At 60.6% G+C, this 12,726-nt stretch carries 10 protein-coding genes; 6 read left to right on the top strand and 4 right to left on the bottom strand.

Annotated elements, in window-relative coordinates; translation table 11 throughout:
* Positions 1 to 61: 61 nt before the first annotated feature.
* A complete protein-coding gene (locus FHX08_RS06035; RefSeq protein WP_132651825.1) occupies positions 62 to 1,099 on the bottom strand; it encodes an MBL fold metallo-hydrolase in 1,038 nt (345 codons plus the stop codon).
* A 701-nt stretch (positions 1,100 to 1,800) separates the two neighbouring features.
* Between FHX08_RS06035 and FHX08_RS06030 the strand changes: the two genes are divergently transcribed.
* The 5 genes from FHX08_RS06030 to uvrB all read left to right on the top strand — a co-directional run bounded on the left by FHX08_RS06030 (position 1,801) and on the right by uvrB (position 10,205).
* On the top strand, positions 1,801 to 2,001 hold the full coding sequence (locus tag FHX08_RS06030; protein ID WP_132651826.1) for a hypothetical protein: 201 nt from the start codon (positions 1,801 to 1,803) through the stop codon (positions 1,999 to 2,001).
* Positions 2,002 to 2,439: 438 nt separating this feature from the next.
* The gene (locus tag FHX08_RS06025) at positions 2,440 to 3,438 is read left to right on the top strand and encodes a nucleoid-associated protein (protein WP_184326987.1); all 999 of its coding nucleotides are present in this window, start codon (positions 2,440 to 2,442) and stop codon (positions 3,436 to 3,438) included.
* The gene (locus tag FHX08_RS06020) at positions 3,368 to 4,714 is read left to right on the top strand and encodes a hypothetical protein (RefSeq protein ID WP_184326986.1); all 1,347 of its coding nucleotides are present in this window, start codon (positions 3,368 to 3,370) and stop codon (positions 4,712 to 4,714) included. Before FHX08_RS06025 ends, FHX08_RS06020 begins: the two co-directional genes overlap by 71 nt.
* A gap of 436 nt (positions 4,715 to 5,150) precedes the next feature.
* Positions 5,151 to 6,941, top strand: coding sequence for a glycoside hydrolase family 15 protein (locus tag FHX08_RS06015; RefSeq protein ID WP_184326985.1), 1,791 nt, complete (start codon positions 5,151 to 5,153; stop codon positions 6,939 to 6,941).
* 279 nt (positions 6,942 to 7,220) lie between these two features.
* Entirely contained in the window at positions 7,221 to 10,205 is a 2,985-nt protein-coding gene (uvrB, locus tag FHX08_RS06010; RefSeq protein ID WP_184326984.1) for an excinuclease ABC subunit UvrB, read from the top strand.
* A gap of 10 nt (positions 10,206 to 10,215) precedes the next feature.
* Here uvrB and FHX08_RS06005 read toward each other — a convergent pair whose 3' ends face one another.
* Genes FHX08_RS06005 through FHX08_RS05995 form a run of 3 tightly spaced genes read right to left on the bottom strand, consistent with a single transcriptional unit; the run spans position 10,216 to position 11,631 of the window.
* A complete protein-coding gene (locus FHX08_RS06005) occupies positions 10,216 to 10,782 on the bottom strand; it encodes a hypothetical protein (RefSeq protein WP_184326983.1) in 567 nt (188 codons plus the stop codon).
* Positions 10,769 to 11,137: an STAS-like domain-containing protein gene (locus tag FHX08_RS06000; RefSeq protein ID WP_184326982.1), complete on the bottom strand. Its 369-nt coding sequence runs from the start codon at positions 11,135 to 11,137 to the stop codon at positions 10,769 to 10,771. Before FHX08_RS06000 ends, FHX08_RS06005 begins: the two co-directional genes overlap by 14 nt.
* A gap of 8 nt (positions 11,138 to 11,145) precedes the next feature.
* Entirely contained in the window at positions 11,146 to 11,631 is a 486-nt protein-coding gene (locus tag FHX08_RS05995; protein ID WP_210288174.1) for a hypothetical protein, read from the bottom strand.
* Positions 11,632 to 12,333: 702 nt separating this feature from the next.
* On the opposite strand from FHX08_RS05995, the gene FHX08_RS05990 reads away from it, so the two are divergent.
* Positions 12,334 to 12,720 carry a GNAT family N-acetyltransferase gene (locus FHX08_RS05990; RefSeq protein WP_184326980.1) on the top strand — a complete coding sequence of 129 codons (387 nt, stop codon included), beginning with the start codon at positions 12,334 to 12,336 and terminating at the stop codon, positions 12,718 to 12,720.
* Positions 12,721 to 12,726: the final 6 nt, after the last annotated feature.

The raw sequence follows: 12,726 nt of genomic DNA, 5'->3' as shown, positions 1-12,726 counted from the left end.
CTTGCGGCCACTTAACTGGCTCATTCTGCATTGAAACGATCTCAGCGTAGCTAGCTGTTGCTTATTCCCCCACCACCCCTCCGGCCTTCTTCCAGGCATCAATCCCACCCTCAATATGGCACGCCGTCCCCATCCCAACATCCTGCGCCGCCTGCACGGCCATCGCCGAGCGCTCCCCGAACGCGCAGTAAAACACCACCCTCTTGCCCGTCGCCACCGCCAGCTCATGCAGCATCCCGCCCTCTGACAGGTTCTCCTGCAGATCCGCATAGGGCGCATGCAGCGAGCCCGGGATCACGCCGTGCCGCTCCCGCTCGCTCCTCTCGCGCAGGTCGACGATGACGACATCGCTGCGTCCGCGCAGATCAAGCGCATCCTTCGCGCTCACCGCCCAGCCCTTCCGCGCAATCTCGTCCTGGTGAAGGCCGACATGGATGTTGGCGGGGACGGCGACGTCCATCATCTTGGGATTGGGCAGGTGCAGGTTGTTCATCAGCTCGACATATTCGTCGATCGATTTGACCTGCAGGCGCGGGTTGAAGCGTTTTTCCTCGCCAATGGTGGAGACCGTGTCGCCCTTGTAGTCGTGGGCGGGGAAGAGCAGCGTTTCCTCCGGCAGGCGGAGCAGCTTATTGAAGATCGAGTCATATTGGGCGCGCGGATCACCATTCTGGAAATCGGTGCGACCGGTGCCGCGGATGAGCAGCGTGTCGCCGGTGAAGATGCGGTCGCCCATCAGGTAGGAATAGGAATCGTCCGTATGGCCGGGCGTATAGAGCACGTCGAGGCTGAGCCCCTCGATGGTGACGCGGTCGCCTTCCGCAACGCGCATGGCCACGACATCGGCCTTGGTCTGCTCGCCCATCACGGTGATGCAATGCGTCTGGTCGCGCAGCGCGCCGAGCCCGGTAATGTGGTCGGCATGGAGATGCGTATCGACGGCCTTGACCAGCTTCAGGTCCAGCTCGCGCACGAGCTGCATGTAGCGATCAACCTTTTCCAGCACGGGATCGATGATCAGCGCCTCGCCGCCGCGCCTGGAGGCGATGAGATAGGTATAGGTGCCGGAAACACTGTCGAAAAGCTGGCGGAAAAGCATGGTCCCCTCCATCGAGTTTCGGCTCGGGCGCCGGTGCCGCAAACCTCGGCTGCGCGCCGCCTCGGGTCTATCGGCCGATCATAATATTGCGCTGGAAAAAGCGGAAGAAGCGGCCGGCGGAAGATGGCAGAGCTGCCCTCATCCAATCTTGGTATCGCGGCCCTCAGTTCCGGCAGCCCGGAAGCGGGGGCGCGGAACGACAAGCCAGGCCGGCGCCGCCTTTGCGGGAGGCCGCCGCCTGCCATGAGGAACCCGGTCACCGCCGGATCGGGCGCGGTGATCGAACCGGATGAACGGAGCGCCGGTCGAACTCCTCGAAACTCGGCCAAGCCGGCATTTTTAGTGTGCAAAAATTATGCAAATGCCCGGCCGCAAAGCATGGCCGGGCACCTGTTAAGCATTGCCTCAAATAATTCGCCGCGATTCAAAAAGTGAAATGGCGTTTACATTATTCCGGCCTACAATACTCCACGCTGGATGCTGCAAAACCAGTGGAGAAGGGCTGCCTGGACTCCTAAGCGGGCTGCCTTTCTCCTTCTTATCGCAAGCGCCGGCAAGTTTCTGTTACACGCGTAACATTGTGCATCTGCATGACGAAAATCTCCGGGCGAAACCGGGGCTGCACGATGACGTGATCTCCGTTTCATTGAAGAACGCAATCTGCGCCCTACAACGTTCGGGGGACGTTTGAGGGAATGTCGATGATCAGAGAGAAAATGTCGGCGAGTCAGACGCCGATGCAGGAAGAGGATGTCGCCGTTTGTCAGCGCGTCTATGACCGTATCTGCGAAGCAAGGCATATCGCAACCGATGGCGAACGCGAGGAACTGGCAATCCAGATTCTGCATTTCTACCAGCATGGCGTGAAGGATCAGGGGAGTCTGGAGCGGCTGTTGCTGTAGGTGCGCGGCTTTCCCTGGAAGCGCAGGCAGGTGCAATGCAGCGCCCCGCCCTGTGAGGTCTGCTTTGGTAGCGAGCCGTCCTCTTCTTCCGTCATTCCTGTGACAAGCATAGGAATGACGGAGGTTTAGATATGCCGCGACGGTAATCTCCACCGAACTGGATATAACAGCATTAATCCCCTCCCGCAGCTTGAGTTCCGTCTCGGTTGCAGAGTAAGCTGACGCCACCAGACCGAGCCGATTTCCAGAGCGCCAAAGCGCCGACCGCGCCGGGTCCGCCTTGCCTGGCCTGGGCTCGACTCTGCCCTGGGCCAATGCCCGCAAGACCCTGCCGAAATGCCGCCACGTCACTCTAGTCCGACGATCTGATCCTGACCGGGAGGGAGAGTATTAGGTTACCTGACCGACGAAGAACTTGCCCGCCTGCGGGTGGAGCGGATGATCATCCATCTGGTCGGCAAGCCGGGCGAACCGTTTCAGCCGCGCAGCGAGATCGATGTCCAGCAGGAGGAATTCTTCCGCGCCCGCATTCAGAACGAGGCGGGAGACGGCGTGCATTCCTTCGTTGCCGGCTCCGAGGTGCGCCGGCTGATGGAGGCCATCGCCAGCGGCCGGATGAATTTCACCGAGGGTGGGCAGGCGCTGGCGCGCCGCTTCTTCGAGCTGCACGTCCGCCAGAGCGTCGCCGGCGCCTTCTTCGTGCTGCAGCTGGCTCCGGCCGTCGCGGATACCCTGCTCTATGCGCTCATCAAATATGATTACCGCGAGGCGGTGGAGCTTTCGGACGCGAATGGCCAGAGCATCCTGCGCGCCATCGTCCAGGCCTTCGTCAAGGAGCGGCAGGCGGTGCAGAAATTCTGCCTGATCCGCGTCAGAAACGGCGTGGCCGACGACATGGTCTGCGCCTCCGACCGCATGAAGGAATCGCCCGATCTGACCGATTATTTCGAGCGCTATCTCGGCGTGCGACGCGCCAAGAGCAATGCGGAACTGTCGAGCCGGCTGAACGAGGTGCTGCGCGGCACGCTGCAGGAGATCAGGGATATCCTGCCCGAAGCCGATATCGGCGCCGCCATGTCGAAGGCCAAGCTCGCGCTTCAGGGCCGCGCCACGGTCTCCAACGCCGATGTCGTCGATGCCGTCAGGCACGCCGCCGGCCGTCCCGCCGACGAGAACCTGCTTGCCCGGCTCGATACGGTGGCGCGCCGCAAGCTGAAAAACCAGCAGCTTCAGGATGTGGAATTTCGCCCCGACCGCGCCACGCTGGAAATGCAGCCGCGGCTGATCGTGCGCACGGCAGAACGGGTGCGGCTGGAATTTCCCGGCGAAGAACTGGGCCGCAGCGTCACCCGCGAGACGGATGGCGATGAGACGATCTTTACCGTTCGCACGCGAAACCTGGTGGAAGATGGCACCCTCCCAGTCAAAACTCGCTGAAGCGCTGAACACCCTGATCGCCGGCAGGAACGCCGCCGTTACCGAAACGCCTGCCGGCATCGCCGTCAACGAACTCGACGGCCCCGATGCCGACAGGCTCTACACCCTGTTCGAAGAGGCTGGATGGACCGGGATCACGGCCGAAGATCAGGCCGGTTCGATCCCTCGCCATCTGATCGCCGGCAATGGCAAAGGCCTGACGATCACGGCCAGCAGACCGGCAATACCCGAAGGCATCGAAGCGATCCTGACGCGCAGCGGCTTCGAGGCCCTGCTGGACAGGCCGCCGGCATCGGCAATCGTCTGGATCGAAGGCCTGAGCGATGTCATCGATACGAGATCCGTCCGCTATTGCCCCTGGTGGCATGAGGGCGAGTTCCAACCCCAAGCCGGCGCCGAAAGCGTTGCCAAGGTCAACCGCCTGCTCGGCAGGAAGGGACCGGGCGACCACCTCGGCCGCTGGCTCCTGAAAGCGGCCGCCACGCCGGTTCATCAGGCGGCGATCGAGCCGTGGCGCCTGCGGGCGGCTTCGCGGCTGCTGCGCGCCATGGCGCAGGAAATCGAGCCGGATAACAGGCTGCTGTTCAAGGGGCCTCCGCCGACGCGGTTCACCGTCGGGGATGAGGAGGATCTGACCGCAGACCTCTTCGCCACCCTTCAGTCGGTAGCCACATGGCTATTGGAAAACGAGCGCGAATTGGAGAACCGCCACGGCCTGCTGGCCGCCGAAATCGCCCGAACCGCCACACGCGGCGGCAGCGCCATGGATCTGGCAAGCACGCTGCGGCTGGCGCTCGAAGGCGCGCGCATCGCCTATAATTTCGGTGTCACTCAGCAGAACAAGGATACGCTGCGGGCGCTCGGCGACCTGCGCAAGGCGGTTTCCGAAGACACGGCGAAACTTTCCGAGATCATGCGAACGCTCGGCACCGCCGTCGCCGGCGCCGTCTTCGCCAATATCGGCCTCATCGTCGCCCGGACGACGCTGCAGACAAACGCCAAGTTCGTCGGCCCGGCGGCCATGCTCGTCGGCATCGTGCTCGCCATCTATGTCCTCTCGGTCATCGGCAGCGGCGTGCACTATATCTGGGTGCAGACCTATCTGCGCAACGAGTGGCGCGGCAGCCTCTACAAGTTCCTCTCCGACGACGATTACAAACGCCTCGTCGAAGTGCCCGTCCGCCGCGCCGAAACCGCCTTCTGGGGCGTGGCCGCGGCGGGGATACTGATGATGGTGATTTCGCTGGTGGCTCTGTTCAAGATTGCGAGTGCTTGAGGTGCCGATGACGCTACGCTGGGTACTTTATGGAGCGGCGGTTTAGTGGCCGCCTCTCGAAAAATTAAGCAGAGACCACTCCTGGCTCAACCTCGCTTGGGGCACCGAGCCCCACCTCAGTCTCCCGTCATCCCTGTGCTTGTCACAGGGATCCAGCCTGCCAAGTCCTTGGGCAGGAGAGACTCCTGTTCTTGCGGCAAGTGAGTCATTCACCGCGCGGACGCGCGGTAGCTGGATCCCTGTGACAAGCACAGGGATGACGGAGGTTGGGGGGCCGCGCCCACCACGGAGAAGTTCGGGCCGTGCCGACCACAGAAAAGGCGTACCGTGTCGATTACAGTTTGGCCCGCACGTGCGCACCTATACAATCTCCCCGCTTGACCTCCGCATACGGCCTCTACCTTAAAAGCCCGGCTGCTACACGAAGGAGGCTCCGGTGTCGGTATTGATCGAGGACTACGCGCTCATCGGCGATTGCGAAACCGCCGCCCTCGTCTCTAAAAACGGCTCGATCGACTGGCTCTGTTTTCCGCGCTTCGATTCCCCCGCATGTTTTGCCGCCCTGCTCGGCACGAAGGATAACGGCTTCTGGTCGCTGTCACCGTCTGGTGAAAATGTGACCGCCACGCGCCGCTACCGCGACGACACGCTCATTCTCGAAACCGAATTCCGGACCGAGACCGGCACTGCGGTTCTCATCGACTTCATGCCGCTGCGCGACAACACGAGCGATCTGATGCGCATCGTCGAGGGCAGGAGCGGCAGCGTCGCCTTCGACATGGAACTCAACCTTCGCTTCGATTACGGCCGGACCGTTCCCTGGGTCACGCATGGCGAAGACGGCGGCATCACCGCCATTGCCGGCCCGGACAGGCTGACGCTGAATTGCGCCGTGCCGCTCGAAGGCCGCGGCTTGAGCACGGTCGGCTCCTTCCAGGTTGCGGCCGGCGAAAGCCAGGTCTTCACCCTCACCTGGTCTCCCTCGCATCTGCCGAAGCCGGCCCTGCGGCAGGTGGAATATGCGCTGCCGGACACGGAGGAATTCTGGTTATCCTTTGCCAAATCCTGCCCGCCCGTCGGCCGCTGGACGCAGCAGGTGAAGCGCTCCCTCATCACCCTGAAGGCGCTCACCTACATGCCGACGGGCGGCATCGTGGCTGCGGCAACCACCTCCCTGCCGGAAAAGATCGGCGGGCCGCGCAACTGGGACTATCGCTATTGCTGGCTGCGGGACGCGACGCTGACCCTGCTCGCCCTGATGAAGCTCGGCTATTACGAGGAGGCCCATGCCTGGCGCAACTGGCTGCTGCGCGCGGTCGCCGGCTCGCCGGAGCAGATGCAGATCATGTATGGCGTGGCCGGCGAGCGCAATCTGCTCGAATGGCAGGTGCCCTGGCTGACGGGCTATGAAGGCTCGAGGCCCGTGCGCATCGGCAATGCCGCCGCCGAACAGGTGCAGCTCGATGTTTATGGCGAGGTGGCCGACGCCATGCTGCAGGCGCGCAAGGGCGGCCTGCCGCCGCATCATCGCACCCGCGAGCTCGCGACCGTCATCCTGCCCTTCCTCGCAAAAGCCTGGGGGCAGCCCGATGAGGGCATATGGGAGGTGCGCGGCGAGCGCCAGCATTTCACCTATTCCAAGGTCATGGCCTGGGTAGCCTTCGACCGCGCCGTCAAGATCGCCGAGGAGGACGGCGAGCCGGAGGCCGCCGCCCGCTGGCGCGCGCTCGCCGATCGCATCCATGCCGAAGTCTGCACAAAGGGCTTCGACGCCGAGCTCGGCTGCTTCACCCAGGCCTACGGCTCCAAGGCGATGGATGCCAGCCTGCTGCATCTCGGCATGGTCGGCTTCATCGCGCCGGACGATCCGCGCTATGTCGCGACCGTCGAGGCTATCGAGCGCAGGCTGATGCGCGACGGCCTGCTGCTGCGCTACGAGACCCGGGAGGTGGACGACGGACTGCCACCGGGCGAAGGCGCCTTCCTCGCCTGCAGCTTCTGGCTCGTCGACGCCCTCAACATGATCGGCCGCCGGGAGGACGCGCTGCGCCTGTTTGAGCGGCTGCTTGACATCTGCAACGATGTCGGGCTGCTGGCGGAGGAATACGATCCTGCCGCCGGCCGCATGCTGGGGAATTTCCCGCAGGCGTTCAGCCATGTCGGGTTGATCAACAGTGCCTTGAACCTTGCACGGGCGGAAGGGCCGGCGGATCAGCGCTCGGCGTGATGGGGTGGAGAAACCGCTGAAGAAAAACCCCTCCCCAACCCCTCCCCACAAGGGGGAGGGGCTAACCTGGGGCTCCCTCCTTCCCTCTTTCGAAACGTTGAGGATGTGGAAGGCAGGGTGCGGCAGTTTAAGCCCCTCCCCCTTGTGGGGAGGGGTTTGGGGCGGGGTCTTTTGATCACGCGGCAGAGAAACTATTCCAAAAATCCGAACGATTCATTCGTTTCCCTTTTGTACTCTCAACCCCTTCCATTTCCCTGTCACAACAGCCATATTCCGCCCATGGCAAAATCTCCGAAGAAATCCCCCGCCTCGACCGGTTTCGAGGAAGCCCCCCAATCGTCTTTTACCGGGACGCCCTTCGAGTGGAACGAGAAGGATAAGCGAGTCCCGGCAGAAAACTCCGCTCCCCTGTCCGGCAGCGTCGCCGACTGGGTGAAGCAGCTCGAGGCGGATGCGGAGGCCGCCGGCATCGAAAGCCAGCGCGAAATCGCCTCCAAGGCGGGCAAGCACCGCAAGAGGGTGGAGAACGAGGCGCGCAAGCACACCGAGGCCGTCAGCGTCAACAAGAAGGCGACGGTCAGCAAGACGGCGCGCGGCGTTTCCATCGGCGGGTCCACCGACCCGAAGACGCGTGCCGCGGCCGGCCTGAACCCGGTCGCCGGTCTCGATATTTCGCTGGAAGATGCCGACAAGATCTCGCCCGGCGGCGTTACCGCCACGGTCGAAGCTCTCTCCAAGCTGATCGAGAGCGGCAACCCGCTGCACAAGAACGGCAAGATCTGGACGCCGCACCGCCCTGCCCGGCCGGATAAATCCGAAGGCGGCATCACCATCCGCATGGCCTCGGAATACAAGCCCGCCGGCGACCAGCCAACGGCGATCCGCGATCTCGTCAGCGGGCTGGAGAGCGGCGAGCGCAGCCAGGTTCTTCTCGGCGTCACCGGCTCGGGCAAGACCTTCACCATGGCCAAGGTGATCGAGGAAACGCAGCGCCCGGCGCTCATTCTGGCGCCGAACAAGACGCTGGCCGCCCAGCTCTATTCCGAATTCAAGAATTTCTTCCCCGACAATGCGGTGGAATATTTCGTTTCCTACTACGATTATTACCAGCCGGAAGCCTATGTGCCGCGCTCCGACACCTATATCGAGAAGGAAAGCTCCATCAACGAGCAGATCGACCGCATGCGCCACTCGGCGACGCGCTCGCTCTTGGAACGCGACGATTGCATCATCGTCGCCTCCGTCTCCTGTATCTATGGTATCGGCTCGGTCGAAACCTATACGGCCATGACCTTCCAGATGAATGTCGGCGACCGACTGGACCAGCGCCAGCTGCTGGCCGATCTCGTGGCTCAGCAATACAAGCGCCGCGACATGGACTTCCAGCGCGGCTCCTTCCGCGTGCGCGGCGATACGATCGAAATCTTCCCCGCCCACCTGGAAGATGCCGCCTGGCGCATCAGCATGTTCGGCGACGAGATCGACGCCATCACCGAATTCGACCCGCTGACCGGCCAGAAGACCGGCGACCTGAAATCGGTGAAGATCTACGCCAACTCGCACTATGTCACGCCGCGCCCGACGCTGAATGCCGCGATCAAATCCATCAAGGAAGAGCTCAAGCTTCGCCTTGCCGAACTGGAGAAGGCCGGCCGTCTGCTGGAGGCCCAGCGCCTGGAACAGCGCACCCGCTACGACATTGAGATGCTGGAAGCGACCGGCTCCTGCCAGGGCATCGAGAACTATTCGCGTTACCTCACCGGCCGCGACCCCGGCGATCCGCCGCCGACGCTCTTCGAATATGTGCCCGACAATGCCATCGTCTTCATCGACGAAAGCCATGTCACCATTCCGCAGATCGGCGGCATGTATCGCGGCGACTTCCGGCGCAAGGCGACGCTCGCCGAATATGGCTTCCGCCTGCCCTCCTGCATGGACAACCGCCCGCTGCGCTTCGAGGAATGGGACGCCATGCGCCCGGACACGATCGCCGTCTCGGCAACCCCCGGCAGCTGGGAGCTGGAACAATCCGGCGGCGTCTTCGCCGAACAGGTCATCCGACCCACGGGCCTCATCGATCCGCCCGTCGAAGTGCGCTCCGCCCGCAGCCAGGTGGACGACGTGCTCGGCGAAATCCGCGAGACGGCCGCCAAGGGCTACCGTACCCTCTGCACCGTGCTGACCAAGCGCATGGCCGAGGACCTGACCGAATATCTGCATGAACAGGGCGTGCGCGTCCGCTACATGCACTCGGACATCGACACGCTGGAGCGCATCGAGATCATCCGCGACCTGCGCCTCGGCGCATTCGACGTGCTCGTCGGCATCAACCTGCTGCGCGAGGGCCTGGATATTCCCGAATGCGGCTTCGTCGCCATTCTCGATGCCGACAAGGAAGGCTTCCTGCGCTCCGAGACCTCGCTGATCCAGACCATTGGTCGTGCGGCGCGTAACGTCGACGGCAAGGTCATCCTCTATGCCGACACCATCACCGGCTCCATGCAGCGCGCCATGGACGAGACGGCCCGCCGCCGCGAAAAGCAGATGGCCTATAACCAGGAGCACGGCATCACGCCCGAAAGCGTCAAGGCCAAGATCTCCGATATCCTCGACTCGGTCTACGAGCGCGACCACGTCCGCGCCGATATCTCCGGCGCCTCCGGCAAGGGTTTTGCCGATGGCGGCAACCTCGTCGGCAACAACCTGCAGGCTCATCTCAACGCGCTGGAAAAGAGCATGCGCGACGCCGCCGCCGACCTCGACTTCGAAAAAGCCGCCCGCCTGCGCGACGAAATCAAACGCCTCAAGGCCGTCGAACTCGCCGCCATGGACGACCCGCTGGCGCGCGAGGAAGCCAAGTCGATGGAAGGCAAAGGGCGCGGCAAATCGATCTCCCCCCTCGTGGGGGAGATGTCCGGCAGGACAGAGGGGGGTGCCACACCCACCTACTTCGCCAAACCCCACCTCGACGAAATGGGCCGCCACGTCGCCACCCCGGCGGACGGCAAGAGCCTTTTCCGCCGCAACACGCTGGACGAGATGACCGTCGGCCGGACGGAAAAGCCGGTGACCGGGCATGTGCCGGAAAAGCCGGAAGCCGCCAAGGGCACGAAGCGGTTTTCGCCGTTGCTTGAGGGCCAGCCGGAACGCGACGACGTGCGCCCGCTGGTGCGCGGCAAGACGGGTGTCGGGAGCTATGAGGATCCGGGCGAGCAAAGGCGCAAGGGGCGGACGAAGAATAAGACGGGGCGGCCGGGGCGTTGATTCTGCCTCATTAGAGAACAGCGAGCTCGCCCCGCTTCTCCGAGTTTCGCAGCATCCAAGAATTATTCGTTATTATTTTCAATCCCTTACAATAAAGAGAATCGCCATCATCTGAAAAGAAGTACATATCCCTCTCCAGGCAAATTCTGGCAGAGACCAAGTCGCAATAATCAATAAGACCAGACCTCACATCGTCGAAAGCGCGAGCAATATCCAGAGTTCTATAATCTTTTATAACTTCCATATCATTCAGAAACTGGCACGTGGCATCGTATATGCACTGCATAGACGTAGAAAATGCTTCAGATTTTCTATATTTTTTGAAGCTATCAATGTTTTTATCTTCTTCCCGATCTAGATTGTAATATAATGCGGTTAACCTATTAGAAAATTCTCCGAGACACTTTTCAGATGTGTACAGCTTGTTATTCTTCTTAAGCTCAAAATAGAGATTTGAGTAAATTTTTTGCTTCTCATCAAAAGAATGGGCACCATCAACAAAAATAAGTATATTTGTATCAACAAATATTTCCTGACCGACCAACTTGGCCGCCGCCCCAAGATCAAAGATGCTCATCTTTTCCGGAGCCCATTTCCATTTCTATGATGCGGTTATAAGCATCTTTATTTGAAAAATACTGCTTCGCACGATCATTCACCATCTTCAACCGCGCAAGATGCCATGCCTCTGCATCCACAGGCGCCAGCATTTTCTTTCGGATCTCTTCAGGTGGAAATTCGCCATAGAGCTGACCCACAGCAGCGTTCAAGAATGCGGTCGTCATCCTGGTTACTCCCGAAAATGACAGGGCAACCCGGTGACCGGCAGTCAGCGCATCATACAAGTGGGCATAAACTCGCTGCCCGTCTTGACTGGTTACGCATACACCAGAGCCTGTTATCTTCGACAGTCTTATCACAATGTCCGCCATAGCAGCTCTCACCAAAGTTCTTGAGGATTTGGAACTGATACAAAGTCATAGGCCCTTGTATCTGCGGTATTGACCTCAATCGTGACTACAGTACCCGGAAAATCGAGCGAAAGCTGCTTTTTTTCTGCAACCCCACCCTGCTCTGTCCAATAGCCATCTCTAGACACTACGATAAAGCGCCCACAGTTGAGACGTATAAAGCGCCTCAAAATTTTCAATCCAAGTCCACCAGGGATGTCGCCCACACGTGTCGTGCTACCTTCAGTCATAGCCCATTCAATCGCGTCAAGCGCACTGATATCCCTAGAGAAAGCTTGCTTATAAGCACCACTTATACCAATGCCACCATCTGTAATCGAAAAATCGATTCGCTCATACTTTGGGAAAAATTGACCGCACGCAAAGATCGCAGTGGAAGAGTTTGAATGGATGGATGCATTCATAAACACCTCGTCCAAGCCTTCATAAATCTTCCCTCTCAGAGCCTCTGTCATCTGCGGAAATTTCATGCGGCTTAAATGTCGACGGATAAAGTTAGAATAGTCGATACCTTGGTCAGCGTTAAATGGCGTCAATGGTATGACAGTTCCAGTCTCCGTTCGCCGCTCCGATTGAAATAGTCCATTTCGTTGCAGTATCTCCGTCACCCTTGGCCGTGAATTTACAAATATCACCCTATTTCTATTCAATTGTATCTTCCGAATTACGCACATAATAGCGGCCGAAAGATGGGCATCAATCCACCCAACACTTCGAAGATCTATGTGAACTTCAGCGTCTGTAGTATTCCTGCATCGATAAAAGATATTGGAAATCTGATCGAAACTTCGGGAGTTTGTACTTAAGTCAGTGAGTGGAACAATAAGTGGCATCGACCATCCATTAAAGCAAGCTAAGATTGAATTGGTTCTATATCATTGCTTTTAACTGCCTGTCGCGCTTCTTTTGAAGGGCAGCGTCAAACCCGGTACCGAGTCCGTCATCTTGGAAAGGCGGAAGCCCGCCGATCGCTGTGATGCGATCGACGCGCCAAAACAATCGGGTCTTGAGCCGGCCAGCGACTATGCAATCATCCGGCCGGGATGGATTCGCTGAGGTCTATCCGGCATCCTATCGGGATAACGTCATGCGGATCATCGAGCGAGGCGCGCGATAATCATCCGCCGGCAGCCAAAAACCACACCCGGACCCCCACCATGCCAGACATCCGCATCGACCCCTTCCCCTCGCACGCCGAATTCGCCACGCTATGGACCGCCGCCTGGGGCTCATCGCAGGCGCCGGATTTCGCCCGCATCCTGCCGCGCAGCCTTGCCCATATCGGCGCCTATGCGGACGGGCGGCTGATCGGCTTCGTCAATGTCGCCTGGGATGGCGGCATCCACGCCTTCCTCCTCGATACCTCGGTGCATCCGGATCTGCGCCGGCGGGGCATTGCGACCGCACTGGTCAAGGAGGCGGTGCGGGTGGCGCGCGAGCGCGGCGCCGAGTGGCTGCATGTCGATTTCGAGCCGCATCTGAGTGGTTTTTACCGCGCCTGCGGCTTCAGGCCGACCGAGGCAGGGCTGATCCGGCTTGCCTAGATGGGG

The sequence above is a fragment of the Rhizobium sp. BK529 genome (genome assembly GCF_014194105.1).
Taxonomy (GTDB): domain Bacteria; phylum Pseudomonadota; class Alphaproteobacteria; order Rhizobiales; family Rhizobiaceae; genus Rhizobium.
The sequence above is the reverse complement of the archived record's forward strand: the minus strand, read 5'-3'. Positions and strand labels throughout refer to the sequence as shown.